At 70.4% G+C, this 25,619-nt stretch carries 30 protein-coding genes; 24 read left to right on the plus strand and 6 right to left on the minus strand.

Annotated features, from left to right (window positions below):
• The first annotated feature begins 73 nt into the window (after positions 1-73).
• From ASD30_RS23480 to ASD30_RS23545, 14 genes are all read left to right on the plus strand, one after another.
• On the plus strand, positions 74-1,600 hold the full coding sequence (locus tag ASD30_RS23480; RefSeq protein WP_056688256.1) for an aldehyde dehydrogenase: 1,527 nt from the start codon (positions 74-76) through the stop codon (positions 1,598-1,600).
• On the plus strand, positions 1,597-1,944 hold the full coding sequence (locus ASD30_RS23485) for a RidA family protein (protein WP_056687930.1): 348 nt from the start codon (positions 1,597-1,599) through the stop codon (positions 1,942-1,944). Before ASD30_RS23480 ends, ASD30_RS23485 begins: the two co-directional genes overlap by 4 nt.
• Positions 1,945-2,005: 61 nt before the next feature.
• Positions 2,006-2,542 carry a cupin domain-containing protein gene (locus ASD30_RS23490; RefSeq protein WP_056687934.1) on the plus strand — a complete coding sequence of 179 codons (537 nt, stop codon included), beginning with the start codon at positions 2,006-2,008 and terminating at the stop codon, positions 2,540-2,542.
• A 27-nt stretch (positions 2,543-2,569) separates the two neighbouring features.
• Complete coding sequence (locus ASD30_RS23495) at positions 2,570-3,529, plus strand: PDR/VanB family oxidoreductase (protein ID WP_056687937.1); 960 nt, start codon at positions 2,570-2,572, stop codon at positions 3,527-3,529.
• A gap of 88 nt (positions 3,530-3,617) precedes the next feature.
• Positions 3,618-4,583 (plus strand): VOC family protein, encoded by a 966-nt coding sequence (locus ASD30_RS23500; protein WP_056687941.1) that lies wholly within the window; start codon positions 3,618-3,620, stop codon positions 4,581-4,583.
• A gap of 7 nt (positions 4,584-4,590) precedes the next feature.
• The gene (locus ASD30_RS23505) at positions 4,591-5,388 is read left to right on the plus strand and encodes an alpha/beta fold hydrolase (RefSeq protein ID WP_056687944.1); all 798 of its coding nucleotides are present in this window, start codon (positions 4,591-4,593) and stop codon (positions 5,386-5,388) included.
• Positions 5,385-6,128 carry an SDR family oxidoreductase gene (locus ASD30_RS23510; protein WP_056687947.1) on the plus strand — a complete coding sequence of 248 codons (744 nt, stop codon included), beginning with the start codon at positions 5,385-5,387 and terminating at the stop codon, positions 6,126-6,128. The genes ASD30_RS23505 and ASD30_RS23510 overlap by 4 nt, the downstream gene beginning before the upstream one ends.
• A 23-nt stretch (positions 6,129-6,151) precedes the next feature.
• Positions 6,152-6,937: an SDR family oxidoreductase gene (locus tag ASD30_RS23515; RefSeq protein WP_056687950.1), complete on the plus strand. Its 786-nt coding sequence runs from the start codon at positions 6,152-6,154 to the stop codon at positions 6,935-6,937.
• Positions 6,938-6,962: 25 nt separating this feature from the next.
• Positions 6,963-8,660, plus strand: coding sequence for a thiamine pyrophosphate-binding protein (locus tag ASD30_RS23520; protein ID WP_056687953.1), 1,698 nt, complete (start codon positions 6,963-6,965; stop codon positions 8,658-8,660).
• A gap of 5 nt (positions 8,661-8,665) precedes the next feature.
• Positions 8,666-9,286, plus strand: coding sequence for an alpha/beta fold hydrolase (locus ASD30_RS23525; RefSeq protein WP_200951235.1), 621 nt, complete (start codon positions 8,666-8,668; stop codon positions 9,284-9,286).
• On the plus strand, positions 9,279-9,497 hold the full coding sequence (locus ASD30_RS23530) for a recombinase-like helix-turn-helix domain-containing protein (protein WP_056687956.1): 219 nt from the start codon (positions 9,279-9,281) through the stop codon (positions 9,495-9,497). Before ASD30_RS23525 ends, ASD30_RS23530 begins: the two co-directional genes overlap by 8 nt.
• A gap of 1 nt (position 9,498) precedes the next feature.
• Positions 9,499-10,581, plus strand: coding sequence for a Rieske 2Fe-2S domain-containing protein (locus ASD30_RS23535; protein ID WP_056687959.1), 1,083 nt, complete (start codon positions 9,499-9,501; stop codon positions 10,579-10,581).
• Positions 10,581-10,928 (plus strand): hypothetical protein, encoded by a 348-nt coding sequence (locus ASD30_RS23540; RefSeq protein WP_056687962.1) that lies wholly within the window; start codon positions 10,581-10,583, stop codon positions 10,926-10,928. The genes ASD30_RS23535 and ASD30_RS23540 overlap by 1 nt, the downstream gene beginning before the upstream one ends.
• On the plus strand, positions 10,925-11,332 hold the full coding sequence (locus ASD30_RS23545) for a RidA family protein (protein ID WP_200951236.1): 408 nt from the start codon (positions 10,925-10,927) through the stop codon (positions 11,330-11,332). Before ASD30_RS23540 ends, ASD30_RS23545 begins: the two co-directional genes overlap by 4 nt.
• On the opposite strand, the gene ASD30_RS23550 is transcribed toward ASD30_RS23545, so the two are convergent.
• The 3 genes from ASD30_RS23550 to cysC all read right to left on the minus strand — a co-directional run bounded on the left by ASD30_RS23550 (position 11,322) and on the right by cysC (position 14,668).
• The gene (locus ASD30_RS23550; protein WP_056688264.1) at positions 11,322-12,071 is read right to left on the minus strand and encodes an IclR family transcriptional regulator; all 750 of its coding nucleotides are present in this window, start codon (positions 12,069-12,071) and stop codon (positions 11,322-11,324) included. The two genes, ASD30_RS23545 and ASD30_RS23550, sit on opposite strands and share 11 nt — an antisense overlap.
• Positions 12,068-13,213, minus strand: coding sequence for an FAD-dependent monooxygenase (locus ASD30_RS23555; RefSeq protein ID WP_056687967.1), 1,146 nt, complete (start codon positions 13,211-13,213; stop codon positions 12,068-12,070). The genes ASD30_RS23550 and ASD30_RS23555 overlap by 4 nt, the downstream gene beginning before the upstream one ends.
• A gap of 192 nt (positions 13,214-13,405) precedes the next feature.
• Positions 13,406-14,668, minus strand: a complete 1,263-nt coding sequence (gene cysC, locus ASD30_RS23560; RefSeq protein WP_056687971.1) for an adenylyl-sulfate kinase — start codon at positions 14,666-14,668, stop codon at positions 13,406-13,408.
• Positions 14,669-14,722: 54 nt separating this feature from the next.
• Here cysC and ASD30_RS23565 point away from each other — a divergent pair, with 54 nt between their 5' ends.
• The 5 genes from ASD30_RS23565 to ASD30_RS23585 all read left to right on the plus strand — a co-directional run bounded on the left by ASD30_RS23565 (position 14,723) and on the right by ASD30_RS23585 (position 17,838).
• A complete protein-coding gene (locus tag ASD30_RS23565; protein WP_056687973.1) occupies positions 14,723-15,109 on the plus strand; it encodes a hypothetical protein in 387 nt (128 codons plus the stop codon).
• Positions 15,110-15,142: 33 nt separating this feature from the next.
• Positions 15,143-16,102: an asparaginase gene (locus tag ASD30_RS23570; RefSeq protein WP_056687977.1), complete on the plus strand. Its 960-nt coding sequence runs from the start codon at positions 15,143-15,145 to the stop codon at positions 16,100-16,102.
• 135 nt (positions 16,103-16,237) lie between these two features.
• On the plus strand, positions 16,238-16,618 hold the full coding sequence (locus tag ASD30_RS23575) for a helix-turn-helix domain-containing protein (protein WP_056687980.1): 381 nt from the start codon (positions 16,238-16,240) through the stop codon (positions 16,616-16,618).
• A gap of 55 nt (positions 16,619-16,673) precedes the next feature.
• A complete protein-coding gene (locus tag ASD30_RS27315) occupies positions 16,674-17,333 on the plus strand; it encodes a hypothetical protein (protein ID WP_056687983.1) in 660 nt (219 codons plus the stop codon).
• Positions 17,334-17,544: 211 nt separating this feature from the next.
• Positions 17,545-17,838 carry a DUF2516 family protein gene (locus tag ASD30_RS23585; protein ID WP_056687985.1) on the plus strand — a complete coding sequence of 98 codons (294 nt, stop codon included), beginning with the start codon at positions 17,545-17,547 and terminating at the stop codon, positions 17,836-17,838.
• Positions 17,839-17,872: 34 nt separating this feature from the next.
• On the opposite strand, the gene ASD30_RS23590 is transcribed toward ASD30_RS23585, so the two are convergent.
• Both ASD30_RS23590 and rfbB read right to left on the minus strand, forming a co-directional pair.
• The gene (locus tag ASD30_RS23590; protein ID WP_056687989.1) at positions 17,873-19,252 is read right to left on the minus strand and encodes a sugar nucleotide-binding protein; all 1,380 of its coding nucleotides are present in this window, start codon (positions 19,250-19,252) and stop codon (positions 17,873-17,875) included.
• Positions 19,252-20,238, minus strand: a complete 987-nt coding sequence (gene rfbB / locus ASD30_RS23595; protein WP_056687990.1) for a dTDP-glucose 4,6-dehydratase — start codon at positions 20,236-20,238, stop codon at positions 19,252-19,254. The genes ASD30_RS23590 and rfbB overlap by 1 nt, the downstream gene beginning before the upstream one ends.
• A 41-nt stretch (positions 20,239-20,279) precedes the next feature.
• Between rfbB and rfbA the strand changes: the two genes are divergently transcribed.
• Entirely contained in the window at positions 20,280-21,140 is an 861-nt protein-coding gene (gene rfbA, locus ASD30_RS23600; RefSeq protein WP_056688267.1) for a glucose-1-phosphate thymidylyltransferase RfbA, read from the plus strand.
• Between the two features lie 2 nt (positions 21,141-21,142).
• Here rfbA and ASD30_RS23605 read toward each other — a convergent pair whose 3' ends face one another.
• Positions 21,143-22,285, minus strand: coding sequence for an LCP family protein (locus tag ASD30_RS23605; RefSeq protein ID WP_056687993.1), 1,143 nt, complete (start codon positions 22,283-22,285; stop codon positions 21,143-21,145).
• A gap of 213 nt (positions 22,286-22,498) precedes the next feature.
• On the opposite strand from ASD30_RS23605, the gene ASD30_RS23610 reads away from it, so the two are divergent.
• The 4 genes from ASD30_RS23610 (at position 22,499) to ASD30_RS23620 (ending at position 25,549) form a co-directional block, all read left to right on the plus strand.
• Positions 22,499-23,266 carry an N-acetylmuramoyl-L-alanine amidase gene (locus tag ASD30_RS23610; protein WP_056687996.1) on the plus strand — a complete coding sequence of 256 codons (768 nt, stop codon included), beginning with the start codon at positions 22,499-22,501 and terminating at the stop codon, positions 23,264-23,266.
• Positions 23,267-23,324: 58 nt separating this feature from the next.
• Entirely contained in the window at positions 23,325-24,230 is a 906-nt protein-coding gene (locus tag ASD30_RS23615) for an alpha/beta hydrolase (RefSeq protein WP_056687999.1), read from the plus strand.
• A 20-nt stretch (positions 24,231-24,250) separates the two neighbouring features.
• On the plus strand, positions 24,251-24,397 hold the full coding sequence (locus tag ASD30_RS26215) for a DUF1059 domain-containing protein (protein ID WP_082564138.1): 147 nt from the start codon (positions 24,251-24,253) through the stop codon (positions 24,395-24,397).
• A 267-nt stretch (positions 24,398-24,664) separates the two neighbouring features.
• Positions 24,665-25,549, plus strand: a complete 885-nt coding sequence (locus tag ASD30_RS23620) for a DUF559 domain-containing protein (RefSeq protein ID WP_056688002.1) — start codon at positions 24,665-24,667, stop codon at positions 25,547-25,549.
• Positions 25,550-25,619 lie beyond the last annotated feature (70 nt).

Below are 25,619 nucleotides of genomic sequence, written 5' to 3' on the forward strand. Positions count from 1 at the left end.
AAAGCCTTGACACCTAATATCTTAGCGCTCAAACTCTTTGTAGTTAAACAAATCTGACATGGATGAGGACTCGATGAACGTGCGAAGCGAGGGGACCGGCGTGGCCGTACCCGAGGCCGACACCCCGGACGAGATCTTTGTCGGCGGCCGCTGGACCCGCGGACGCGGAACCTTGATCGAGTCGGTCAACCCCGCGGACGGCAAGGTGTTCGCCCAGCTGCACGGGGCGGTCGTCGACGACGTCGACCTCGCCGTCGACGCCGGCCTCCGCGCCGCTGCCGGCTCCGGCTGGGCCACGTGGCTGCCCCACGAGCGGGCCGCGGTGCTGCATCGCATCGGCAACGCGCTCGAGGCCAACGTCGACCGCATCGGCGCCCTGCAGACCCTCGACACCGGCAAGACCCTCACCGAGACCCGGGCCCTGGCCCGCAGCGCGGCCGGCACCTTCCGGTTCATGGCGGCCGCGCTGGAGACCATGGAGGGCGCGATGACGCCCGCCCGTGGCAACTTCCTCACGCTGGCGACGTACGAGCCGATGGGCGTGGTCGGAGCGATCACCCCGTGGAACTCGCCGATCGCCTCGGACGCCCAGAAGATCGCCCCGGCCCTGGCCGCCGGCAACGCCGTCGTGTCCAAGCCCCCGGTGTGGGCGCCCTGGGTGACCCTGCTCCTGGCCCGCCTGTGTGAGGACGCCGGTCTGCCGGCCGGTCTCCTCTCGGTGCTCCCCGGCCCCGGTCGCACCGTCGGCGAGGCCCTGGTCGCCCACCCGCAGGTCAGCAAGGTCTCGTTCACCGGCGGCACGACCACCGGACGCCACCTGGCGCACGTGGCCGCGGACAAGCTGATGCCGATCACCCTCGAGCTCGGCGGCAAGTCGCCCACGATCGTGTTCAGCGACGCCGACCTCGACCAGGCCGTCGCAGGTGTGCTCTTCGGCGTCTTCTCCTCGTCCGGCCAGAGCTGCATCGCCGGATCGCGCATCTTCGTGCACTCCAGCATCCAAGACGAGTTCGTCGACCGCCTCGTGGCCGGTGCCCGGCAGCTGCACGTGGGGCCGGGCGACGACTCGCGCACCCAGGTCGGCCCGATGGTGACCCACTCCCACCGCGACGGTGTCGCCGCGATGGTCGACGCAGCGGTCGAGCAGGGGGCGCAGGTGCTGTGCGGCGCCGGCATCCCCGACGACCCCGCGCTCCAGACGGGTGCCTACTACCTCCCCACCGTCCTGACCGGCGTCGACAACACCGCCACCATCTGCCAGGAGGAGGTGTTCGGGCCGGTCGCCGTCGTCCTGTCGTTCGACGACGAGGACGACCTCGTGGCCCGGGCCAACGACACCGTCTTCGGCCTGGCCTGCGGCATCTGGACCCGCGACTTCGTCAAGGGCTGGCGCACGGCGCAGGCGATTCGCGCCGGCACCGTCTGGATGAACACCTACAAGCAGTTCAGCATCTCCACGCCGTTCAGCGGGCTGAAGGACAGCGGGATCGGCACCGAGAAGGGCCGTGACGGCATCCGTTCCTACATGAACCAGAAGAGCATCTACGTCGACCTGTCGGGGCACGCGCTCCCGTGGGCCACTCCCCAGGAGGAGTCATGACCACCACCGCCCATCCCTACAGTCCCGCCTTCGAGAGCGCCGGCTTCGGCTTCGTCTCGGGCGCCCTGTCCGTCGACGGGCACGGTGTCGCCGTACCCGGTCGTCGCGAGGCGCTCGAAGCCGCCGTGGCCCGCCTGACCGAGCGCCTGGCCACCGTGGACATGCAGCTGTCCGACGTCGTGAAGACGACCTACTTCGTCACCGACGTCTCCCTGCGCGACGAGGCCAACGCGCACTACCAGGAGATCTTCGCCGAGCCGCGTCCCGCGCGGTCGTTCGTCCAGGTGGCAGCCCTGCCCTACGGCGCCACCGTCGAGATCGAGGCCATCGCCCGCCGGGCGTGACCCACCCATGCCGACCCCCGGCGTACGCCGGTTTGCAGCACCCCACAGGAAGGAAGAAAAGATGACCAGCACCGAGACCCAGCAGGCTGAATCGCAGAGCGCCGTCGACCTCGAGGAGCTCATCGACTCCTGCATCGCCTCGCGCGAGACCCGTCACGAGGACTGGGACACCCTGGGCTTCCAGGCGGCTGCCGGCGGCGACCGCTTCAAGCGGGCCCAGATCCGTTACATCGGCTCCGGCGCGACCGGCAACCACGACGACGACAGCCGCTCGCTGCCGTCGGAGCACTTCACGTTCTCCAACATGCGCCTTCCCGTCGGCGCAGTCGGCCCGGAGCACACCCACCACGACGTCGAAGAGGTCTTCTTCGTGCTCGAGGGCGAGCTCGAGGTGGCCGTGCACGACGTCGAGGACGGCACCAAGACGGCGGTCCGCAAGCTCGGCTACCGCGACCTGATCCGGGTCCCGGCCGGCGTGCCGCGCAGCCTGACGAACGTGGGCGACACCGATGCCCTGTTCTGCGTGGTCATCGGCACCCAGAAGCCGCAGCTGCCGACGTACCCCAAGACCTCGGAGATGTACGGCGTCACGCGCTGACGCCCGACCCGGACACAGGAGCAACTCATGGACGAGAACACGGCACGCGCACTGCGCGTCCAGCAGAAGACGTGGGAGGCCGACGGCGTCACCAGTGTCACGCTGGTCGACCCGGCGGGCGCCGAGCTGCCCAGCTGGACTCCCGGCTCACACCTGGCGCTGCGGCTCTCCGACAACCTCGTCCGTGAGTACTCCCTGTGCTCGGACCCAGCGGACCGCTCGCACTGGAAGGTCGCGGTGCTGAAGACGCCCGACTCCCGGGGCGGCAGCCGCCTGGTGCACGAAGCGCTGCCGGTCGGGCAGGTGATCACCGTCGAGGGACCACGCGACAACTTCTCGCTCGACGGCGACGCCAGCCGGCACGTCCTCGTGGCCGGAGGGGTCGGCATCACGCCGATCATCGCGATGGTCCGGCGACTGCACGACGAGGGCGCGGACTGGCACCTGCTCTACACCGGCCGCTCGCGCTCGACGATGGCGTTCCTCGACGAGGTCGCGGCACTGCCCGCGGACCGCGTCACGGTGCACGCCGACGACGAGGCGAACGGCAGCTTCCCCGACCTGGTCGCGCTGCTCGGCGACCTCGACGCGACCGCGACGGCGTACTGCTGTGGCCCCGAGGCGCTGATGCAGGCCTGCGCCGAGGCGTTGCCCGACAGCTCTCGACTTCGGATCGAACGCTTCAAGGCTCCCGAGCCGGTCGTCGTCGCGGGCGAGGACGTCGCCTTCGACGTGGTCATCGACAGCACCGGCCAGCGCATCCCGGTGGGACCGGACACCTCGGTCCTCGCTGCGCTGTGCGACGCCGGCATCCCGGTCGAGAGCTCGTGCACCGAGGGCATCTGCGGCACCTGCGAGACCGGTGTCGTGAAGGGCGAGATCGACCACCGCGACTTCCTCCTCAGCGCCGAGGAGCAGGCCAGCGGGAAGTCGATGTTCGTGTGCGTCTCCCGGTGCCGGTCCGCGGAGCTGGTGCTCGACCTCTGACCCGTACCCCTGTGCAGCCCGATCCCATGGGCAGCCCGCACCGGATCCACCATGCTGGTCCGGGAAGTGACGAAGGAAGGACACGACCATGCATTACGCCGACACCCCCGTGTGCCGCATGAGATCACTGCGCTCGATCACCCTCCGAGTGCCGGACCCGGTGCAGTCGAAGGACTTCTACCACGAGGTCTGGGGACTCAGCACCGTCGACGAGGACCGCTCGACCTTCTGGCTGCGCGCCACCGGCAGCGAGCACCACGTGCTGCGGCTCGAGCAGCACGACGTCAACGCCCTCGGCAAGATCAGCTTCGCCCTGGGCTCCCGCGTCGAGGTCGACGAGGCCGCGCGTGCGCTCCAGAAGCTCGGCATCCCGCTGCTGCGCGAGCCCGGCCTGCTCAGTGACGACGCCGGCGGCGGCTACGGCCTCCAGCTCGTCGACCCCGAAGGACGCTGCGTCGAGCTGTCCACCGACACCCACGCCGTCGTCGCGCAGGAGCCGGCCGGACGACGCGCGGTGCCCCGCAAGATCGCCCACGTCGTGCTCAACACCGTCGACATCGACCGGGCCGCCGACTTCTACACCCAGGTGCTCGGCATGCGCATCTCCGACTGGTCCGAGCACCAGATGACCTTCCTGCGCTGCAACTCCGACCACCACGTCATCGCGCTGAACCAGGCGCCGTGGACGTCGGTCAACCACGTGGCCTACGAGATGCAGAGCATCGACCACTTCATGCGCGGCATCGGCAGCCTCAAGCACCACGGCATCGCGCCCCAGTGGGGTCCCGGCCGCCACGGTCCGGGCGACAACACGTTCTCCTACTTCACCGACCCGGCCGGACTGGTCTGCGAGTACACCTCCGAGGTGGCGCAGATCGACGAGGACGCCTGGCTCTGCCGCACCTGGCAGCGCACGCCCGAGCTGTCCGACCAGTGGGGGACCGCCGGTCCGCCGACCGCCGCCGTGCGCTCGGCGATGGCCGGTGTCGCGGACCTCGGGCACCGGGACCGCGTCGTCCCGGGCGTCGCCGACTACTTCCTCTCCGGGGAGTGACCAGGCGATGACCGTCCTCCCCGCCCTCCAACGGATCCGCACCACCCGCGGTGTGTCCGTCGACGTGCGCGGCAGCGGCGATCCCGTGCTGCTCCTGCACGGCATCGGCGGGCACGCAGAGTCCTGCGGCCCGCTGGCCGAGCAGCTCGACGGACACCGCACCCTGTGCTGGGACGCCCCCGGGTACGGCGACTCCGCCGACCCCGCGGAGGGCGCGCAGGTCGACCACGTGGCCGAGGCGATCGCACTCCTCGAGGAGTGCGTCGACGCGCCGGCCCATCTGTTCGGCACCTCGTGGGGCGGGGTGATCGCCGTACAGGTGGCACTCGCGCGTCCCGACCTGGTGCGTTCGCTGGTCCTCGCCGACAGCACCCGCGGCTCCGCGGTCACTCCCGAGCGTGCCGCGTCCATGCGGGCCCGGGTCGACGACCTCGCCCGTCTCGGGGCACGCGACTTCGCCGCGGCCCGCGCGCCGCGCCTGGTCGCTCCGTCCTGTAAACCGGACGTCGCCTCGGCCGTCGAGGCAGGCATGGCGCGGGTGCGCGTGCCCGGCTACGCGGCGGCGGCGGAGCACATGGCCGCCACCGACCTCGGCGACGTACTCGCCCACCTGACCACTCCCACCCTGGTCGTGGTCGGCGCCGACGACGTGGTCACCGGCGTCCCCGAGTCGCAGCTCCTCTCCGACCGCATCGCCGACGCCCGGCTGGAGGTCATCCCCGGCGCCGGGCACGCGGCACTGCAGGAGAAGCCGCAGCAGATCGCCGACCTCCTGATCGCCTTCTGGGCAGGGGTTCCCGCATGAGCACTCTCACCGTGGTCACGGGAGCGGGTCGCGGGCTCGGCTTCGCGATCGCCGAGAGACTCGGCGCCGACGGTGACCGGATCATCGTCGCCGAGCTGCGCCCCGAGCTCGCCGAGAAGGCCGAGAAGCAGCTGAGGGACCAGGGCGTCGACGCGCACGCCGTGGTCACCGACATCTCCGACAAGGACTCGGTCGCGGCGCTCGCCGAGCACGCCGCGTCCCTGGGCGGAGCGAGCCGGCTGGTCAACAACGCGGCCTTGGCCGACGGCGTCGGCGGCGACACCTTCTGGGAGCTCGACGAAGCAGCCTTCTCGCGGGTGATGAACGTCAACGCCTACGGCACCTGGCTGGTCAGCAAGCACCTCTTCGGCCAGCTCGCGGCCACCGGCGACGGCGCCATCGTCAACATCGCCTCCGACGCGGCGTTCTACGGCTCGCCGCGGCTCGTCCACTACGTCGGCTCCAAGGGGGCCGTCCTCGCGATGACCCGGTCGATGGCCCGCGACGCCGGGCAGCACGGCGTACGCGTCAATGCCGTGGCGCCCGGCCTCACCCGGGTCGAGGCCACCGAGACCGTGCCGGCCTCCCGCTACCAGCTGTACGCCGACCACCAGGTGCTCGACCGCGAGCAGACCCCGCAGGACGTGGCCGGTGCGGTGGCGTTCCTGCTCTCCGACGACGCCGGCTTCGTCACCGGCTCGACGCTGGTCGTCGACGGCGGCTTCGTCATGAACACCTGACCATCCAGATCCAGGAGACCCACATGGACCTCAAGCTCGCAGATCGCACCGTGATCGTCTCCGGCGCCAGTTCCGGCGTCGGGCTCGCCACGGTGCGCCTCCTCCTGCAGGAGGGAGCTCGGGTGGCCGGATGCGCCCGCGACCTCGGCCGGCTCGAGGACGCGGTGGGCGGCCTGGGGGCCGATCCCGACCGGGTCCACCTCGCCTCGTGCGACGTCACCGACCGAGCGGCCGCGGAGGACTTCGTCGCCAGCACCGTCGGCGCCTTCGGCGGTGTCGACGGCCTCGTCTGCAACGCCGGACGCTCGCTGATGGCGCGGCTCGGCGAGACCGAGGACGACCAGATCCGCGAAGAGCTCGAGCTCAAGATCTTCGGCTCGTGGAACCTGGTCCGGGGTGCGCGCTCAGCGCTGGCGAAGTCGGACGGCGGTGCTGTGGTCAACGTCAACGCGATCCTCTCCCGCCAGCCCGAGGGTCGTCTGGCGGTCACCTCCGCCGCGAGGGCCGCCCTGCTCAACCTCACCCACTCGATGGCCACCGAGCTGGCCGCCGAGGGCACCCGGGTCAACTCGGTCCTGCTCGGCCTGGTCGACACCGGCCAGTGGCGTCGGCGCTTCGAGGCCGCAGACACCGACCTCGACTACGACGCCTGGAGCGCGGAGATCGCCGCGGGGCGCGGCATCGGGCTGGGCCGCTTCGGCACGGCCGACGAGGTCGCCTTCCAGATCGTCACCCTGCTCTCACCGCTCAGTGGCTACACCACCGGTGCCTCCATCGACGTCGGCGGCGGCGTCGGCCGCTACGTCTGACCAGGCAAGGACAAAGGACTCGAAGATGAGCAACGACAAGACGCCCCACCCCACCGGCCGACCCGCCGGCCAGCTGCCTGCTCGTGAGCCCACCGGCGGCGACGTGCTGGTGCAGGTCATGCGCCGTCACGGCATCGACACCGCGTTCGGCGTGATCAGCATCCACAACCTGCCCCTGGTCGAGGCGGTGGCCCGCGAGCTCACCTTCGTCGAGGTCCGGCACGAGGCCGCCGCGGTCAACGCCGCCGACGGCTACGCCCGTGCCTCGGGCAAGATCGGCGTCGCCCTGACCAGCACCGGCACCGGTGCCGGCAACGCAGCCGGCTCCATGCTGGAGGCCCTCACCGCGGGCAGCCGGGTCCTGCACGTGACCGGCCAGATCGAGACCGAGCACCTCGGTTCGGGACGCGGCGTCATCCATGAGGTGCCGCGCCAGCTGCAGATGCTCGACGCGATCTCCAAGCATGCCCACACGATCACCGACGCGAAGAGCGTCGAGGCCGACCTGGAGCAGGCGGTGGCCCGAATCCTGTCCGCACCCCAGGGTCCCGCGAGTGTCGAGTGGCCCAGCGATCTTCAGTACCTCGCACGCCCCGACGAGCAGCTGCCCTTCGAGTCCGTCGTCGACGCGACCGTCGCCCCCGAACCGACCGACGTGGCCGAGGCGGTGCGCCTGCTGTCCACGGCCAAGCGGCCCCTGATCTGGGTCGGCGGCGGAGCGGCCGGTGCCCGGGCCGAGCTCACCGAGCTGCTGCACACCCTCGGGGCCGGGCTGCTGACCAGCAACTCGGGCCGGGCGATCGTCCCGGAGGACGACGACCTGGTGATCGGGAACTTCGCCTCCACCCCGCAGGTGGCGCGCCTCCTCGAGCGGGCCGACCTGCTGCTCAGCGTCGGGTCGCACTTCCGGTCCAACGAGACCAAGAGCTATCACCTGCCGTTGCCGACCCCGCACATCCAGATCGACGTGGACCCCGCGGCGATCGGCCGGGTGCACCCCGCGGACGTGGGCGTCACCGGGGACGCGGCGGCCACCCTGGCCGCGATCAACGAGGCCCTCGTCGACACGTCGGTGGAGTCCACCTGGACCCACGCCGTACGCACGGTGCGGGCCGATGCGCGCAGGACGCTCACCGACTACATCGGTGGCTACGCGGAGATCTGCTCGACGATGCGGGCGATGCTGCCCCGCGAGTCGGTCGTGGCCCGCGACGTCACCATTCCGTCGAGCCAATGGGGCAACCGGCTGCTCGAGCTCTACTCCCGTGAGACCAACATCTTCCCGCTCGGTGGCGGGATCGGCCAGGGCCTGGCGATGGGACTGGGTGCGGCCTCGGCGCGCACCGACGTACCCACGGTCGTGATGGCCGGCGACGGCGGGCTCGCCGTCCACCTGGGTGAGCTGGCCTCGCTGGCCGGCTCCCGCGCCTGGTGTGTCGTGGTCGTCTTCAACGACGGCGGGTACGGCGTGCTGCGCAACATGCAGCGCGCCAACGGCTTCGACGAGGCCGGCGTCGACCTCTTCACCCCCGACTTCGCCCTGTTGGCCGCCTCGCTGGCGATGCCGTACCACCTCGTCCAGGGGCCCGGGGAGTTCGAGGGCGCCTTCCGCGACGCCCTCGCCGTCCGTGGCCCGGTGATCGTCGAGGTCGACGTGGCTGCCGTCGAACCGAAGCCGGGCGCCTTCGTGCCACCCGTCCACGTGCCCACGAAGGAGGGGTGAGTCCGATGACAGATCCTGTGGCAGGTCTCCTCGAGGCCGAGCGCACGGCGGTGCGGCCGATCGTGTGCCTGCACCCGACACCCGGCGCCGCCGACTGGTTCGACCAGCAGCACGAGGATCTCGACGTGATCGCCTGGGAGACTCCGGGCGACCTCGCCCTCGACGCCACCGACCCGGGCTCCGTCGACCGCTGGGTCGAGGGAGCGGTCACCGCGGTGACCTCGCGTGGCGAAGGTCCCGTGCACGTGCTGGCCACCGGCGCCGCGGCGTACGGCGCGATCGTGCTCGCCTCCCGGCACCCGGAGCTGGTCGTGAGCCTCCTGCTCGGTGACCCCGAGCTGGCACACGCAGCCGGCGCAGAGACGGAGCGCGCCGACCTGCTGCGCTCGATCGTCGCACCCACGCTCGTGATCGCCTCGGCCCCTGACCCGGGCCACGGCACAGCCGACGCCCAGGCGCTCGCCGGCGGCATCGACAACGGCGTGTTCGTCATCATCGACGGCTGCCGGGTCCCGGCCCACCGGGAGCGCGGCAGCTCGTTCAACGAATGGGTCAGCTCTTTCACGATCATCGCCGAGGGCCTCATGGCGCTGGCGCCGCAACGACAGGAGGACATCAATGCCTGAGCAGTATCTCGTCCAGAACCAGACCCACCCGGAGCCGCTGAGCCCCTACGAGCAGAAGCTCTCCGGCGCGCTCATGGAGATCTTCGGCACCGGAGTGCACGACCTCGACGGGCTCCTGGCCGGACTCAACGCCATGGGGCTCAACGCCCCCGAGGGCGACGCCTGGAACGAAGCCAACTTCCGCGCCGAGATGCGCCGACTGGGAGACTGACATGACCACCACTGCTGCACCCACGACCACCGCGTCGGCACCTCGCCGCGCTGTCGGCGTACGACGCCCGCTCGATGCCGGCGACCTCGCCGCCACCGGACTCCGCGACCGCTGGTACCCGATCTACCCGTCCCACATGGTCAAGCCCGGCGCGATGGTCAAGGTCACCCGACTCGGTGTCGACTGGCTGCTCTTCCGCGGCGCCCAGGGCAAGCTCTTCATGCTCGAGGACAGGTGCCCGCACCGCAGTGCACCGCTCTCGGTCGGCCAGCACCTCGGGGACCGGGTCGCCTGCAAGTACCACGGCGTCCAGGTCGACGGCACCGGCACGGTCGTCTCCGTGCCCGGCATGCCCGGCTGCGCACTGGAGGGCAAGCAGGCGACGGTGTCTCTGCAGGTCGTCGAGGCCGCCGACACGATCTTCGCGTTCGTGCCGCTCACCGCCGACTCCGAGCCGACTCCGTTCGTCCTGCCCGACCGGCTCACCGACGACGAGGTGTCGTGGTTCCCCAACTACGCCGAGTGGGCGGGGCCCTGGCGCTTCTACATGGACAACGTGCTCGACCCGATGCACGGCGCGTTCCTGCACCGCGACTCGCACTCGATGTTCGGTGGTGACACGTCCGCACGCTTCCGGATCCGTGAGACCGACCGTGGGTTCTTCTTCGAGAAGACCGACCAGGTCGGGGTGAACTTCGACTGGGTCGAATACGTGCGCGGCTCGATGGACTACGTCGACCTGGAGATCCCCTACGCGCCGAACGCCGGCCCCGGCGGCGTGTTCGGCATCGTCGGCATGGCCACGCCGATCGACGCCGACAACTCGGCGATCTTCCACTGGCGCACCCGTCGGGTGCAGGGCTGGGAGCGCGAGGTCTGGCGCTTCCTCTACCGCACCCAGCTCGAGGCGAAGCACTGGACGGTCCTCGAGCAGGACCGTGAGGTCCTCGAGGCGCTGGCGAGCGACGCCGACACCGAGGAGCACCTCTACCAGCACGACCTCGGGGTGTCGCGGATCCGGCGGATCTATCGTGCCGACGCGCGCGCCCAGGCCGCCGTGCTGGCCGGTACGCCGGCACGCTGATGTCGTCCGAGACGCTGCTGCTCACCGTGGTCCTGCGACACGACCAGTCCCAGAACCTCGAGGAGCTGCAGGGCAGGCTGGACGATGCTGGTTGGTGGCACGGCTTCCCGCCGGAGGGCTGCGAGGTCGTCTCGTGGGTGGTGGCGATGGGCCTCGGGCAGGTCGTCACGCTCCGGCTCCCGGCGAGTCGCCTGGCCCAGGTGAACGTCGAGCTGGAACGTCGGGCCTGGGGCGTCTTCGAGACCGACTTCTATCCGACGTACGACTTCGTGCCGGTGCGTGAGCGGCTGACCCGGGAGTCGGACGCCCGGCTCTCCGACGCGAGCCGCTCCGGCGTGCCGTCGTGAGCCCCGACGCCGCGGGAGTTCCGGCGCCTCCGCGGCCGGGCATGTTCAGCAACGCCCGCGTGCACGGCGAGCACTTCTTCCTCTCGGGGATGCACGCCGGGGGTCCGGACGGAATCGTCGGCGGCGCCGACACGCTGCTTCAGGCGCGCGAGGCGTTCCGACGGGTCGTGGTCCTGGCCGAGAGTTGTGGGGCGGCGGTCGACGACATCCTCGTGCTGCGCGTCTACCTGACCGATATGGGCGAGAAGGCGTTGGTCGGGCGGGCGCGCAGCGAGGTGTTCACCGGCGTGATGCCCACGTCGACGCTGGTCGAGGTGTCGGCGCTCGTGGAGCCCGGCCTGACCGTCGAGGTCGAGGCGCAGGGGATCATCGGCGCCGGGCCTGAGCGGGTCTTCAGCCGCTGAGCATGGTGGAGAGGTCGGTCGCCTCGTCGGCGACGGCCCGCTCGATCTCGTCGCGCCGGTCGGTGAGCTGCGCGGTGGGCCCCGCGACCGAGAGTGCTGCCACAGGTCGGCCGTCGTGACCGTTGACCACGGCGGCGCAGGCATCGACGCCCGCTTCGTAGGCCCCTGAGCTCCACGCCGTGCCCTGTGCAGACTCCTCGGCCAGCAGCGCGGTGAGCGCGTCGTACGACGACGGAGTCTGGTCACTCACCGTGGGCAGCGGCTCCGTCCCGAGCAGGGCGCGGAGGTCGGGCTCGGTGTGCCCGCCGAGCAGGACCCGGCCCGGTGCCACCCAGTGGGCCGGCACCCTGCTGCCCACGGCGATGTTGCTCACCAGTGGAGTGGCCGGCACGGAGCGCATCAGGTAGAGGCACTCGTTGCCGTCGAGCACCACGAGGTAGGCGGTCAGCTGGAGGCGGTTGCTCAAGGCCCGCAGGCAACGACGCCCGAGGCTGGTCAGGTCGACAGACCCGAGGGAGTGCCCGGCGAGCTTGAGGAAGGCCAACCCGATGCGGTGACCGCCGCTCTCCTGCCGCTCCAGCATGCCGGCCGCCTCGAGGTCCTCCAGCAGCCGCATCGCGGTGACCCGGTTGATGCCGGTGGCGCGAGCGAGCTCGCTGAGGTTGGCCGTGGACCCGCCCTCGGACACGTGACGCAACAGCGCGAAGACGCGCTCGGTCGGAGAGTTCGGCTCGGTCATGCGAGCGGCACCGTCCACGCGTCGTACTCGTAGACCCAGTCGCCGTTGCCGGCCGCCTTGAGCCAGTTGTTCTCGCGCGAGCCCACCTGGATCAGCGCGGTGCGCTCGCGGCGGGTCCCCTCGTAGCGCTGCAGTCGCGCAGCCGGGTCGCGCTGGGCGCCGGGTCGGATGTCGTCGCCGGGCTCGGTCAGGCATCGCGACAGCACGACGGCGTCCTCGATCGCCTGGCCGGCTCCCTGCGCCATGAACGGCATCATCGGGTGACAGGCGTCGCCGAGGAGGGTGACGCGTGAGGTGCTCCAGCGGGTCAGTGGGTCGCGCACGTAGAGCGCCGACTTCAGCACGCTGGTGCAGGCGTCGAGGAGGGTGCGGGCCTCGGGGTGGAAGTCGGCGTACGCCGCCCGCAGCTCGACCACGTCGCCGGGGCAGGTCCACGACTCCTCGCGCCACGAGTCCTGCGGGGTCGTCGCGAAGATGAAGACGTCCTTGCCCTGGTTGAGCGGGAAGGTGACGATCTGCGTGGCCGCGTCGGGACCCCACCACTTGGTGAAGGCGTCGAGGTTCTGCACGGTTGCGGAGACTGCTTCGACGGGGACCACCGCGCGGTAGGCGACGACTCCGGTGAACTCGGGGTGCTCCTCGCCGAGGAGCGCGGAGCGGACGACCGAGTGGATGCCGTCGGCGCCGACCAGCAGGTCGACGGTCTCGGTGCTGCCGTCCTCGAGGTGGGCCACCACCGAGTCGGGTCCTTCCTCGATGCGCACCAGCCTCTTGCCCAGCCGCAGCCGGTCGGCGGGGAGCGCCGCGGTCAGAGCGTCGAGCAGGTCGGCGCGGTGCATCGTGAGCTGGGGTGCGCCGTACCGTTCCTGCGCCGCATCGGACATCGGGAGCCGTGAGGTCTCCTCGCCGGTGTCCCAGGTTCGGCTGATCCGGTGCGTGGGACGGGCCGCCGTCTCGCGGATCCGGTCACCGACGCCGAGTCCGTCGAGGGCGCGGACGGCGTTGGGGGTCAGGTTGATGTCGGCGCCCACCCGGCCGAGCCCGGGAGCCTGCTCGAGCACGATGGTCTCGACGCCCTTGAGCTCGAGTGCGATGGCCGCGGCCAGTCCGCCGATCCCGCCACCGATGATTCCGACCCGCATGGTGTCTCCTGTTCAGATACGAACAACCTGTTCAATAACTGACGATATGCCCGCGAAACCGAAATGGCAAGGCTGTCGACCCGTCGCCAGTTCACGTCGACCTGTCGTGAGTTCACGTCGACCTGTCGCCAGTTCGCGGCCGATCGCACGAACTGGCGACGGGTCGATCCGAACTGGCGACGGGTCGACGGATCAGAGGTCGAGCAGACCGGCCTCACGCAGGGCGTCGAGCACGTCGTCGAGGGCTTCCTCGATCGTGCGGCCGGTGGTGTCGACGCGTACGTCGGCGTCGGTCGGCTCGTCGTACGGGCTGGAGATGCCGGTGAACTCCGGGATCACGCCCGCGCGCGCCTTGGCGTAGAGGCCCTTGCGGTCGCGACGTTCGCACTCCTCGAGCGGGGTCGCGACGTGGACCAGGAAGAACTCGCCGCCGGCCGCGTCGACCATCGCACGGACCTGCTGGCGGGTCTCGTCGAACGGCGCGATCGGCGAGCAGATCGCCACGCCGCCGTGGCGGGAGATCTCCGCGCCCACCCAGCCGATGCGGCGGATGTTGGTCTCGCGGTCCTCCTTGGAGAAGGTCAGGCCGGCCGACAGGTTGCGGCGTACGACGTCACCGTCGAGGGAGGTGACCGTACGACGACCCTGCTCGAGCAGCTTGTCCTGCAGGGCCCGGGCGATGGTCGACTTGCCGCTGCCGGAGAGTCCGGTGAAGAAGAGCACGAGCCCGCGCTCGTCGGGCGCGGGGCGGTCGAAGTCCACGACGGCCTGGATCTCGGCGGGGTGGTTTCGAGACGGCTCGTTCCTCGCCTCCTCAACCACCGAGGCAGACGACTCGTTCCCCGCCTCATCTACCAGCGAACTCTCATTCGAGGGCAACGCGAAGACCGGGTCGCCGGCGGCGTAGTGGGCCACCACCTGCGTGCCGAGCAGGTGGTCGGCGGACGGGTCGTCGTGCGAAGGGAGTGGTACGGCGACCACGGCCGCGTCCGGCAGCAGTGCCGCCGCAGCGAGCGTGGCCCGGATGAGTCCGACCGGGCTCAGGTCGTCGGGAGTGCCCGCGCCGACCAGCGCCAGGAAGACGATGCGTCCCGTCGGCAGCGAGTCGAGCTCGGCCTGCGTCAGTGCGTCGGTGATCGGCACGAACGTGGCGCCGGCGTGCTGCTCGCGCACATCGCCGGGGGAGAGGTAGAGCCGACGGAACGGGCCGTACTGCGCGTGGGTCAGGTGCGTGACGCTGCCGTCGCGGGTGACCGTGGCCAGCGGCAGGCCTTCGGGGTCGACCAGCTCCACCTCGTCACCGAGGCCCTCTGGGAGATGCAGCTTGACCGGCGAGCCGGGTTCGTTGAACCCGGTCAGGGGCGAGTAGGCGCCCGTGACCAGGAGCTCGAGGTCGTCCAGCTCGCGCTGGGTCGGGCAGTGCTGGGCCGGGCTGTTCTGCGGAGTCGTCGACACGGGCGCAATCCTGCCTCATTGCCGCGATGACCTGCTCGGGCGGATACTCGGCGCATGGACCTGAGGATCGTCGCGGTCTGCGCACTCCTTGCGCTGGTGCTGCTCGGCGCCGCCCCGGCCGGAACCGCCGTGCCTGTGGCGTCGGGCCACTCCCGGGCGGCTTTCCCGGGCCCCGAGCGGGTTCTCGCACCTGAGGCGCAGCTGGACCTCGGTGACCCGCAGGCCTGTGTCATCCCCGCGGGCAGCGCCGGGTCGGGGCACGCGATCGGTCGTGTCGCTGGCGGATGTGGCGCGATCCTGACGCCCGGACGCGGTGACGCGTCGGCACCCGGGTTCTGTGTGCAGCAGATCGTCCACCACGGTGATCGGGTCAGTCGGCCGTGTCGCGCCGTCCGTCCGGGCCAGCGGGGGGAGATCGTGCCCTTGGAGACGGCGCGGTAACAGCGCCGTCGCGTGGGCGATAGCGTCGGACTCATGTCTGCACCCGTTGTCGCCGCCGAGATCGTCCGCTCCGGAGTGGTCGAGGGCCACCACTACGGCTCCGTCGTCGCACTCGACACCTCCGGCGAGGTGGAGTGGTCGGTCGGCATGGTGGACCAGCCGGTCTTCCCGCGCTCGTGCAACAAGCCGATCCAGGCGCTCGGCATGGTCCGGGCCGGTCTCGACCTTCCGCCGGACCTGCTCGCGCTGGCCTGCGCCTCCCACTCGGGTGAGCCCTTCCACGTCGACGGCGTACGCCGCATCCTCGCCGGCGCCGGGCTCGGCGAGTCGGCGCTGCAGACCCCGCCCGACTACCCGCTGGACGACGCCACCAAGGAGGCGCTGATCCGGTCCGGCGGTGAGAAGGCGCCGGTGCTGATGAACTGCTCCGGCAAGCACGCCTCGATGCTGGCCACCTGCGTGGTCAACGGCTGGGACACCGCGACGTACCTCGCGGTCGACCACCCGCTGCAGGTCGCGATCGCCGAGACGTTCGCCGAGCTGACGGGTGAGGCGGTCGCCCACGTGGCTGTCGACGGGTGCGGGGCCCCGCTGCTCTCGACCTCGTTGATCGGCCTGGCACGGGCGTTCCGCACACTCGCTCTCGCCACCTCCGGTCCTGAGGCGAGGGTTGCCCAGGCCATGCGCGAGTTCCCGCAGAACGTGTCCGGCTCCACCCGCGACGAGCTCGCGCTCTTCACGGCCATCCCCGGCGCGATCGGCAAGGCCGGAGCCGAGTCCTGCTACGCCGTGGCGCTGCCCAACGGCCAGGCGTTCGCACTGAAGTGCGACGACGGGGCACCGCGGGTCCGGCCGGTGTTGATGGCCGAGGCGCTGCGCCGCTCCGGGGTCGACAAGCTGGACGGCGTCGACGTCGCGGCGATGAACAGGACCGGTGAGCTTCCGTTGCTCGGTGGCGGGAAGCCCGTCGGAGAGATCCGCGCCTCCTTCTGATCGACAGGGCGGTAACTGCAGTTAGCAGTGGTTGAAGACGCAATCTCTTTGTCCTGTGCGGGTTCCACGGCAGCTGTGGCCCGTCACACGTCGAGCCGGCTTGCATTTGCTAACTTTTGTTAGCACCATGGAGCCATGGCAAAGGGCGTGGTCGGCAAGACCGTCGAGTCACTCGGTGACTACCTCAAGGAGCAGCGCACCACTGCGAAGCTCTCGTTGAGGCAGCTCGCCGAGCAGGCCGGCGTGTCGAACCCGTACCTCAGTCAGATCGAACGTGGTCTGCGCAAGCCCTCCGCCGACGTTCTCCAGCAGATCGCCAAGGCGCTCCGCATCTCCGCGGAGCAGCTCTACATCCGTGCCGGCATCCTCAGCCCCGAGGACACCGCGGGCGGTTCCGTCGAGCTGGCCGTCCTGGCCGATCCTGCGCTCACCGAGCGTCAGAAGCAGTCCCTGCTCGACGTCTACTCCTCGTTCCTGGCGCTCAACGCCACGGACGACGAGCCGACCGACAGCTGACCATCCCACTCGGAGCGGTCCCCGGGATCGCGACGTACAAACCAAGGAGATCGACATGGCCAAGGCCAAGTTCGACATCAAGACCGAAGCGGCTCGCCCGTTCTACGCCACCGTCGGCGCCACCGACCTCACCGTCGAGTACGCCCGCCAGTACGCCGCCGACGTGCAGGCCAAGGTCGCCGACGTGCAGAAGAAGGTTGCCGGCTTCGAGTTCGAGCCGAAGAACCTCAACAAGCAGGCCCAGACCGTCGTGTCGGCCCGCGTCGAGACGGTGACCAAGGAAGCCAAGGACGCCCAGGCCAAGCTGGAGGCGAAGCTCGCCGAGCTGCAGGCCGAGGCGAAGAAGGCCCAGGCCCGTTTCGTGGCCCAGGTCAACGAGCTCCAGGCCGAGGCCAAGGCGTTCCCCGCCAAGGCGCAGAACTTCGTCGCCGACGCGGTCAGCGAGGCGACCGACACCTACACCGAGCTCGCCAAGCGCGGCGAGAAGGCCGTTGCCAAGCTCCGCAAGGTCGAGCTGAAGCTGGACGTCGACGCCAAGCAGACGAAGACCACCGTCTCCGCCTCGGCGAAGTCGACCACCGGCACCGCCAAGCCGGCCGCGAAGAAGGCTCCGGCCAAGAAGGCCCCGGCCGCCAAGAAGGCGCCCGCCGCCAAGAAGGCTCCGGCCAAGAAGGCCCCGGCCGCCAAGAAGGCGCCGGCGGCCGAGCAGGCCTGAAGGACTGAGGCTGAATCGGAACAGCTGACGCTGTTCTGACTTCATTGCCCCGAACTCGGGGGCGTGCACAACCCCGGACGTATGCGGTCCGGGGTTGTGCACGTTCTGGGGGCGATCGGGCCCGAGTCCCCAGTGCCGGCAGGTCGCGCGCCGCGGCACGCGATCTCGCGCGGAATCCGCCTCCGGGAGTGTCCCCGGTAGGCTTTGGGGCGTGCTGAACATCTTTGCCGTCGAGGGCTACGTCATGCTTGCCGTGGTCTTCATCGCGATCGCCGTCAAGGTCTTCGCGTTCGTCAACGCGCTGCTCTGGCCCGCGGAGGCCTACCACGCGGCCAACAAGCTGACCAAGCCCGCGTGGGTCGGCATCCTCGGCGTTGCCCTGGCCGCACAGCTGCTGCTGATCGACTCCTCGCCGCTGAACCTGCTGCACCTCATCGGCTCGATCGCCGCGATCGTCTATCTCGTCGACGTACGCCCGGCGGTCCAGGAGCTCACCCGCCGCTGACTCTGCGGCCGGCGCCTGCCGCCGGCCCCTTCGTTCAGCCCGCCACGTGGCGGCGCAGGGTCGTCATCGCGTCCTCGGGGGTGAAGCCGGTGGCCTCGATCTTCCCGGTCGACAGCACACCGCGCGCCGGACGTGGTGCCAGCGCCTTGCCGGCGGCGTACTCCTGCGTCGTGACCCGGCCGATGTCGCCGCGGGAGCGCCCGCACTGCTCGAAGACCTCGGCGGCCACGTCGGCCCAGCTCGTCGCGGGGCCGCCGCCGGTCACGTTGTAGATGCCGTACGGCGCGCGCGTGGTGAGCAGGTGTCGTACGGCGCGGGCCAGCTCGGTGGTGAACGTCAACCGGCCGACCTGGTCGTCGACGACGCCTGGAGACGCCCCGTCGCGGGCCAGTCGCGCCATCGTCGCGACGAAATTGTGGCCGTCGCCGATCACCCACGACGTACGGACCAGGTAGTGCCGGGGGGCCGTCACCACGGCCAGGTCGCCGGCCGCCTTCGACTGCCCGTAGACGCCCAGGGGGCAGACCGCGTCGTCCTCGTCGTAGGACTCGGCCGTGCCGTCGAAGACGTAGTCGCTGGACCAGTGCACCAGGGTGAGCCGGTGCTCGCGGGCGATCGCCGCCAGCAGTGAAGGACCTGCAGCGTTGGCCGCCCACGCCTCCGCGCGCTCGGTCTCCGCGGCATCAACGGCGGTGTGGGCCGCGGCGTTGAGCACCACGTCGTGCTCGTGCCACGGCCAGGCTCGCAGTGCCTCGGCGTCGGTGATGTCGAGCTCGTCCGCGTCGACGGCACGGGCGTCCGGGAACTCGGCGACGAGGGCGCGGCCGAGCTGTCCGTGGGCGCCGATGACGAGTGGACGCCGCGGCGCCATCGGGGCGACCGCGTCGAGGCGCGGGTTGTGCCGGTCCTTCTCCGAGATCTCCGCCTCCGCGAGCGGAATCGGCCACGGGATCGCCACCGTCGGATCGGCCAGGTCGAGTGCCGGGTACGCCGCGCCCGGCCGCCAGTGCTCGTTGACGAGATAGCTGTAGGTGGTCGCGTCCTCGAGCGTCTGGTAGCTGTTGCCCACGCCGCGCGGCACGAACACCGCCACCGACGGGTCGATCTCGATCGAGTACGACGTCCCGAAGCTCGAGCCCTCACGCATGTCGACCCAGGCACCGAACACGCGGCCGTTCGTCACCGAGACGAACTTGTCCCAGGGTTCGGTGTGCACGCCGCGGGTGGTGCCGCGGCGCGTGTTGAACGAGACGTTGTTCTGCACCGGTCCGAAGTCGGGCAGCCCGAGCGCGGTCATCTTCTCGCGCTGCCAGTTCTCCTTGAACCAGCCGCGGCTGTCGGCCATCACCGGCAGGCGGACGACCAGCAGGCCGGGGACCGGGGTGGCCTCGACCTCCAGGGAGGGACCGCCCATCACATGCCCTTCGCGGCGTACGACGACTCGGTGGCGGCCTTGTGCGGGCGCCACCACTCCTCGTGGGTGCGGTACCACTCGATCGTGTCGGCCAGGCCCTGCTCGAAGTCCTCGAAGCGCGGCGCCCACCCGAGCTCGGCCCGGAGCTTGCCGGACTCGATCGCGTAGCGCCGGTCGTGGCCCGCCCGGTCGGTCACCTGGTCGAACGCGTCGGCCGGCCGGTCCATCAGCGTGAGGATCAGCCGCACCACCTCGAGGTTGTTCCTCTCGCCGTCGGCACCGATCAGGTAGGTCTCGCCGATCCGGCCCGCATCGAGGATCCGCAGCACCGCGGACGAGTGGTCGTCGGCGTGGATCCAGTCGCGCACGTTGAGCCCGTCGCCGTACACCCGCGGCCGGATGCCGTGGATGACATTGGTGATCTGCCGCGGGATGAACTTCTCGACGTGCTGCCACGGGCCGTAGTTGTTGGAGCAGTTGCTGACCGTCGCGCGCACCCCGAAGCTGCGCACCCACGCACGGACGAGGTGGTCGGACCCGGCCTTCGACGCGGAGTACGGCGACGACGGCGCGTAGGGGGTGTCCTCGGTGAACCGCTTGGGGTCGTCGAGGGCGAGGTCGCCGTACACCTCGTCGGTGGAGACGTGGTGCAGGCGTACGTCGTGCTTCCGCACCGCCTCGAGGATCGCGAACGTGCCAAGGAGGTTCGTGCGGATGAACGGCGACGGGTCGTCGAGCGAGTTGTCGTTGTGGGACTCGGCGGCGAAGTGCACGACCGCGTCGGCCTCCGCCACCAGTGCGTCGACCACGGCCGCGTCGGCGACGTCGCCGACCACCAGCTCCACGGGCAGCCCGGCCAGTGCCTCGCGGGAGGCGGCGTAGGTCAGCTTGTCGAGCACCTTCACGTGGTGGTCGGTGTGCGTGATGACGTGGTGCACGAAGTTGGAGCCGATGAACCCGGCGCCACCGGTCACGAGCAGTCTCATGCGGCCACCCTATTCACGCGTTCGCACCTATGCTGACCGCCATGCGTGGAATCATCCTGGCCGGTGGCACCGGCACCCGGCTCCACCCGATCACGCAAGGCATCAGCAAGCAGCTGGTGCCGGTCTACGACAAGCCGATGATCTACTACCCGCTCTCCACGCTGATGCTGGCCGGCATCCACGAGGTGCTGGTGATCACCACCCCTCACGAGGCCGAGGCGTTCCGGCGACTCCTCGGTGACGGGTCGCAGCTGGGCGTCTCGCTGACCTACGCCGTGCAGCCCTCGCCCGACGGACTGGCCCAGGCCTTCCTGATCGGCGCCGACCACGTCGCCGACGAGTCGGTCGCGCTGGTGCTGGGCGACAACGTCTTCTACGGCCACGGCCTGGGCAACCAGCTGACCCGCTTCGCCGACCTCGACGGTGCGGCCATCTTCGGCTACCAGGTGGCCGACCCGACGGCGTACGGCGTGGTGGAGTTCGACGCCGAAGGACGCGCACTGTCGCTGGAGGAGAAGCCGGCCACACCGCGTTCGTCGTACGCCGTTCCGGGGCTCTACTTCTACGACAACTCCGTGCTGGCGCGGGCCGCCACGCTCGAGCCGTCGGCGCGCGGCGAGCTGGAGATCACCGACCTGAACCGGCTCTACCTCGACGAGGGCAAGCTGCAGGTGACCGTGCTGCCGCGCGGCACGGCGTGGCTCGACACCGGCACGTTCGACTCCCTCAACGACGCCAGCAACTTCGTGCGCACCATCGAGAGCCGCCAGGGCATGAAGATCGGCGCGCCCGAGGAGGTCGCCTGGCGTCAGGGCTGGCTCAGCGACGACGACCTGCGGCGAGTGGCCGAGCCGCTGTCGAAGAGCGGGTACGGCGAGTACCTGCTCGGTCTGCTCGACTGACGTCACGGCACCTCGTTGCCAGCAGGCAGCTCGCTGACCGGGTGATGGGCGTACCACGACTCGAACTGGTCCTTCGAGATCGCCTCGAACATGGCGCGGGCCTGGCGCGGCTTGACCTTCACGACGCTCGCGTCGCCGACCATGCCGCTGCCCGAGTTGGGCAGGGTGAGGAAGCGGAACGACCCGCTGCGCAGGTGCCTGTTCGCCAGGGCGAGGTCGCGGATCTTCGCGCTGGTCAGGCTTTCGTCGACCATCACCAGGCTCGAGAGGTTCCGCGCCAGCCTGGTGAGGCGCACCGGGTTGAACATCACGCCACGCGTGGTCAGTTTCTCCAGCACCGTGCGGAGGAAGTTCTGCTGCCGCTGGATGCGGCCGAAGTCGCCGTTCGGCAGGCTGTAGCGGGTGCGCACGTAGTGCAGCGCCTCGTCACCCTCGAGGTGGTGGAATCCTCGTTCCCAGTCGACCGTGCCGGACCGGGGATCACTCACCGTCCTGGGCACGAAGACGTTGACGCCACCGATGGCCCCGGTGACGTCCTTGAAGCCGTCGAAGTCGACGATCACGAGGTGGTCGATGCGGATGCCCATGGTCTGTTCGACCGTGCGCGCAGCCAGGTCGGGGCCGCCCCAGGAGAACGCCGCGTTGATCTTCGACCGGCCGTGGCCCGGGATGGCGACGTACGAGTCGCGCGGGATCGAGACCAGCTGGGCGGCCCGGTGGTCGGCCTCGATGTGCAGCACCATCATCGTGTCGCTGCGGGCGGTGCCCGGCTTCCAGGTGCCGGCCTCGAGCATCTCGTAGACGCTGTCGCCGACCTCGCGAGAGCCGTCGAGGTCGTCGACTCCCATCAGCAAGATGTCCGTGCCCTGGCCTTGCGGCGGGCGGTTGTCGCCGAGGTCGGTTTCGAACCGGCGTACGTCGCCGAGCTTCGAGTTCAGGTAGAGCAGCCAGCCGATCAGGATCGCCAGCAGCACGAGGGCGATCACGACGAGCGTGGTGATCGCCTTGTGCCTGCGGAACCATGCGCAGCGGCGCTTGATCCAGCTGCGGCGCCGACGCCGCCGGACCAGGACTCGCTCGCCGGACGTCGGTGCAGTGTCGACGGTGCCGACCTCCGGTCCGTCCAGTTCCACGTCGTTGCTCACACAAGTCCCCGTTGTCTCGCGAGTGGCCGCTGTCGACCAGTGCGGCCGGCAGGTGACCGCTGTCCTGCCCAACGACGCCAGCACGCCGAGGTGACGGTCATTCGGGGGTTCCCGGACCTACTCGCGGGTACGCCATTTCGTGGGTCGACGCAGCCGCGAGCCTGCTGCCCGGCACCCCGTCTCGCAACCCCGCGGCCACGTAGGCTGGCGGCCATGTTCCGGTCCGGTCTTGCTGCGCTCGTGGTCGCCGCCGCGGCCTGTGCGGGAGCCCTGCTGCCGGTGCCGCCGGTGGAGGCGCCGACCCACCGGGCCGCCGTCCAGGCCCCCGCCGCTCCCGAGCCGCTGGCCGGCAAGGTGATCGTGATCGACCCCGGGCACCAGCTCGGCAACGCGCGTTTCCCCAGCGAGATCAACCGCCTCGTGCCGGCCGGCGGCTTCCGCAAACCCTGCAACACCACGGGGGCCTCGACGAACAACGGCTACCCCGAGGCGACCTTCACCTGGCAGGTCGCCCGCCTCCTCCAGTCTCGACTGACCGGCCTGGGCGCGAAGGTCGTGCTGACCCGCACGTCGAACCGCCTCGATCGTTGGGGGCCGTGCGTCGACGTCCGCGGCCGCCGCGGCAACGCGCTCGGGGCCGACCTCAAGATCAGCCTCCACGGCGACGGGTCGTACGCCGGCGGCCCGGGCTTCCACGTGATCACGCCGCCCCGTGACCGCGCCGCGCGTCGGCTGGCGCTCGACGTTCGCGCCGGACTGCACGCGCGCCGACTGCCGTACGCCGGCTACATCGCCGGCGGCGACGGCCTCGACGTGCGCGGCGACCTCGGCACGTTGAACCTCTCCGCGATGCCCGCGGTGATGGTCGAGCTGGGCAACATGCGTTCGGCCGCCGACGCCCGCCGGATGACCACGCCGCGCGGACGGTCGTCGTACGCCGCCGGGCTGACCCGGGGCATCCGCGTCTTCCTGGCCCGCTGAGGCGACCCACCGCGGGAACTGCCGGAGTTCGGCACGGCGCACCGATATCGTCGCGGACATGCCCCTGGACCCAGGAATCTCGGCCCTGCTCCAATTCATCGAATCGTCGGGGAACCCGCCGATGCACGAGTCGTCGCCCGACGATGCGCGCAAGGCCTTCGCGGCCCTGGCCCAGATCGCGGCCGCGCAGTCGGGCCGGATCGAGGTCGGATCGGTCGTCGACATCTCGGTCGCCGGACTCGCGGCCCGGGTCTACCGTCCGGCGGTCGACGGTCCGGTGCCCACGATCGTGTTCTTCCACGGCGGCGGCTGGGTGGTCGGTGACCTCGAGACCCACGACAACACCTGCCGTCGGCTGTGCCGCGACACGTCGTCCGTGGTCGTCTCGGTCGACTATCGCGTGGCACCCGAGCACGCCTTCCCGGCCGCGGTCGACGACGCGCTCGCGGCAGCCACCGCGATCAGCGAGGACCTCGCGGCCTACGGCGGCTCCGACGTCTGGGCGGTCGCGGGCGACAGTGCCGGCGGCAACCTCTCCGCCGTCGTCGCCCAGCAGGTGCCGGGGGTCGCCGCGCAGCTGCTGATCTACCCGGCCGTCGACGTGTTCGGCGACTACGCGTCCCGCGAGTCCAACGGCACCGGCTACTTCCTCGAGCTGCCCTTGATGGAGTGGTTCCTGGGCCACTACCTGCAGTCCGCCGCCGCACCCGACGACGCCCGCCTCTCGCCCCTGCACGGCGTACGACCCGAGCTGGCGCCAGCCATCGTGGTCACCGCCGAGTTCGACCCGCTGCGCGACGAGGGCCGGGCGTACGCCGACGCACTGGCCGCGTCCGGCGTACCCGTGGACTCGGTGACCTACGACGGCCTGATCCACGGCTTCGTCGACATGCCCGCGTTCTCGCCGGCCGCCGACGCCGCCGTGGCCGACATGAACCGTCGCTTCGCGGCGCTCCTGCACTGACCGGTCGTAGGGTGACGACCATGAAGACGCAGCTGCACTGCCCCTGTGGGGCGCACATCAAGGGGACCGACGAGGACGACCTGGTCGAGAAGACACAGGCCCACCTCGCGGCCGAGCACCCCGGCATGACCTACGGGCGCGAGGAGATCCTCTTCATCGCCCGCTGATCTGCGCGTCACACGGCGCAGCTGCCTCCGGCGACACGCGCACGGATCCGCACACCGCCGTACACCGCCGTACCACGCGACAACCCAGCGCGAGATGTTCAGTTCGACATACAGTTCGGACCGGTCGCCCGGCAGTCGAGCGTGCATCGACAGGCGGCGCCGCGAACTGCAGGTCCATCTGCACGCACGCTGACTCCACAGGCCTCCGAGCACAGAGCCTGTGGACAGCGAGATGCGCCGCCGCGCCATGCGAAGAAGACTGGGTCCATGGACGCTCTGACCGCTCTGCACCGCTGTGGCGGCAGCGCGACGTGGGCAGAGCTCAAGGGCCTGACCAACCGTCGAGGCCTCGACAAGGCACTGCAGCTGGGCGTGATCGTCAAGCACAGGCACGGGAGCTATGCACTGCCGACGGACGATCATCGTCGCGCGGCCGGGGAACTCTGCGGAGTCGTCTCTGGCCTGAGTGCTGCCCTGCACTGGGGCCTCAAGATGAAGAAGGAACCGGAGCATCCGACGGTGACCGTGCCTCGCAGTCGCCGGGTCGACGCATCGCGCCGCGAGGGTGTCCAGCTTCATCGCGACACCCTGCCTGCCGGCCACGTCTTCCAAGGCGTGACCTCACTCGCCCGGACAGTGGCCGACTGCGCGCGCTGGCTCCCGTTCGACGAGGCGGTGTGTGTCGCGGACTCCGCTCTGCGCAGCAGGCTGGTGACGAAGGAGGACCTCCGAGCTGTTGTCGTGTCGCTGCCGAGGACTGGTCGCTCACGAGCGATGGCGGTCGTCGAGTTCGCCGATGGCCGCGCCGCCAACCCGTTCGAGAGCTGTCTTCGCGTGATCGCCGCACAAGTGACCGGACTCTGTGCAGAGCCGCAGGTGGAGATCGGGCCTCACCGCGTCGATCTGGCCGACCGCCGGCTCCGGCTGGTGATCGAGGCCGAGTCCTACGCCTTCCACGGGAGCAAGGAGCTGTTCCGCGCGGACGTGCGCCGCTACACGTGGCTCGCGACGCAGCAATGGGTGGTTGCGCGGTTCCTCTGGGAGGACGTGATGCACGCGCCCGAACGGGTCCGCGAAGCCTTGCACCTGCTGGTCAAGACTCGCCTAGCCTGCTCGTGCCTCGCCGCCACTGGCGGAGCGCCGTTCATTTGAGCACGCAGTTCGGCCCCGGATCCACGCTGGTGAGCGTGGATCCGGGGCCGGGACAGCGAACTGTATGTTC

The organism is Nocardioides sp. Root140 (assembly GCF_001426745.1).
GTDB lineage: Bacteria > Actinomycetota > Actinomycetes > Propionibacteriales > Nocardioidaceae > Nocardioides.

Bases quoted from the DNA above. Each gene is read 5' to 3' on its own strand.
- ASD30_RS23530 (WP_056687956.1), top strand. From the start codon at position 9,279: ATGCCTGAGCAGTATCTCGTCCAGAACCAGACCCACCCGGAGCCGCTG.
- ASD30_RS23495 (WP_056687937.1), top strand. From the start codon at position 2,570: ATGGACGAGAACACGGCACGCGCACTGCGCGTCCAGCAGAAGACGTGG.
- ASD30_RS23520 (WP_056687953.1), top strand. From the start codon at position 6,963: ATGAGCAACGACAAGACGCCCCACCCCACCGGCCGACCCGCCGGCCAG.
- ASD30_RS27315 (WP_056687983.1), top strand. From the start codon at position 16,674: ATGGCCAAGGCCAAGTTCGACATCAAGACCGAAGCGGCTCGCCCGTTC.
- ASD30_RS23575 (WP_056687980.1), top strand. From the start codon at position 16,238: ATGGCAAAGGGCGTGGTCGGCAAGACCGTCGAGTCACTCGGTGACTAC.
- ASD30_RS23610 (WP_056687996.1), top strand. From the start codon at position 22,499: ATGTTCCGGTCCGGTCTTGCTGCGCTCGTGGTCGCCGCCGCGGCCTGT.
- ASD30_RS23515 (WP_056687950.1), top strand. From the start codon at position 6,152: ATGGACCTCAAGCTCGCAGATCGCACCGTGATCGTCTCCGGCGCCAGT.
- ASD30_RS23590 (WP_056687989.1), bottom strand. From the start codon at position 19,252: ATGGGCGGTCCCTCCCTGGAGGTCGAGGCCACCCCGGTCCCCGGCCTG.
- ASD30_RS23620 (WP_056688002.1), top strand. From the start codon at position 24,665: ATGGACGCTCTGACCGCTCTGCACCGCTGTGGCGGCAGCGCGACGTGG.
- rfbA (WP_056688267.1), top strand. From the start codon at position 20,280: ATGCGTGGAATCATCCTGGCCGGTGGCACCGGCACCCGGCTCCACCCG.
- rfbB (WP_056687990.1), bottom strand. From the start codon at position 20,238: ATGAGACTGCTCGTGACCGGTGGCGCCGGGTTCATCGGCTCCAACTTC.
- ASD30_RS23485 (WP_056687930.1), top strand. From the start codon at position 1,597: ATGACCACCACCGCCCATCCCTACAGTCCCGCCTTCGAGAGCGCCGGC.
- ASD30_RS23615 (WP_056687999.1), top strand. From the start codon at position 23,325: ATGCCCCTGGACCCAGGAATCTCGGCCCTGCTCCAATTCATCGAATCG.
- ASD30_RS23490 (WP_056687934.1), top strand. From the start codon at position 2,006: ATGACCAGCACCGAGACCCAGCAGGCTGAATCGCAGAGCGCCGTCGAC.
- ASD30_RS23570 (WP_056687977.1), top strand. From the start codon at position 15,143: ATGTCTGCACCCGTTGTCGCCGCCGAGATCGTCCGCTCCGGAGTGGTC.
- ASD30_RS23550 (WP_056688264.1), bottom strand. From the start codon at position 12,071: ATGACCGAGCCGAACTCTCCGACCGAGCGCGTCTTCGCGCTGTTGCGT.
- ASD30_RS23540 (WP_056687962.1), top strand. From the start codon at position 10,581: ATGTCGTCCGAGACGCTGCTGCTCACCGTGGTCCTGCGACACGACCAG.
- ASD30_RS23565 (WP_056687973.1), top strand. From the start codon at position 14,723: ATGGACCTGAGGATCGTCGCGGTCTGCGCACTCCTTGCGCTGGTGCTG.
- ASD30_RS23525 (WP_200951235.1), top strand. From the start codon at position 8,666: ATGACAGATCCTGTGGCAGGTCTCCTCGAGGCCGAGCGCACGGCGGTG.
- ASD30_RS23500 (WP_056687941.1), top strand. From the start codon at position 3,618: ATGCATTACGCCGACACCCCCGTGTGCCGCATGAGATCACTGCGCTCG.
- ASD30_RS23555 (WP_056687967.1), bottom strand. From the start codon at position 13,213: ATGCGGGTCGGAATCATCGGTGGCGGGATCGGCGGACTGGCCGCGGCC.
- ASD30_RS23510 (WP_056687947.1), top strand. From the start codon at position 5,385: ATGAGCACTCTCACCGTGGTCACGGGAGCGGGTCGCGGGCTCGGCTTC.
- ASD30_RS23480 (WP_056688256.1), top strand. From the start codon at position 74: ATGAACGTGCGAAGCGAGGGGACCGGCGTGGCCGTACCCGAGGCCGAC.
- ASD30_RS23535 (WP_056687959.1), top strand. From the start codon at position 9,499: ATGACCACCACTGCTGCACCCACGACCACCGCGTCGGCACCTCGCCGC.
- ASD30_RS26215 (WP_082564138.1), top strand. From the start codon at position 24,251: ATGAAGACGCAGCTGCACTGCCCCTGTGGGGCGCACATCAAGGGGACC.
- ASD30_RS23505 (WP_056687944.1), top strand. From the start codon at position 4,591: ATGACCGTCCTCCCCGCCCTCCAACGGATCCGCACCACCCGCGGTGTG.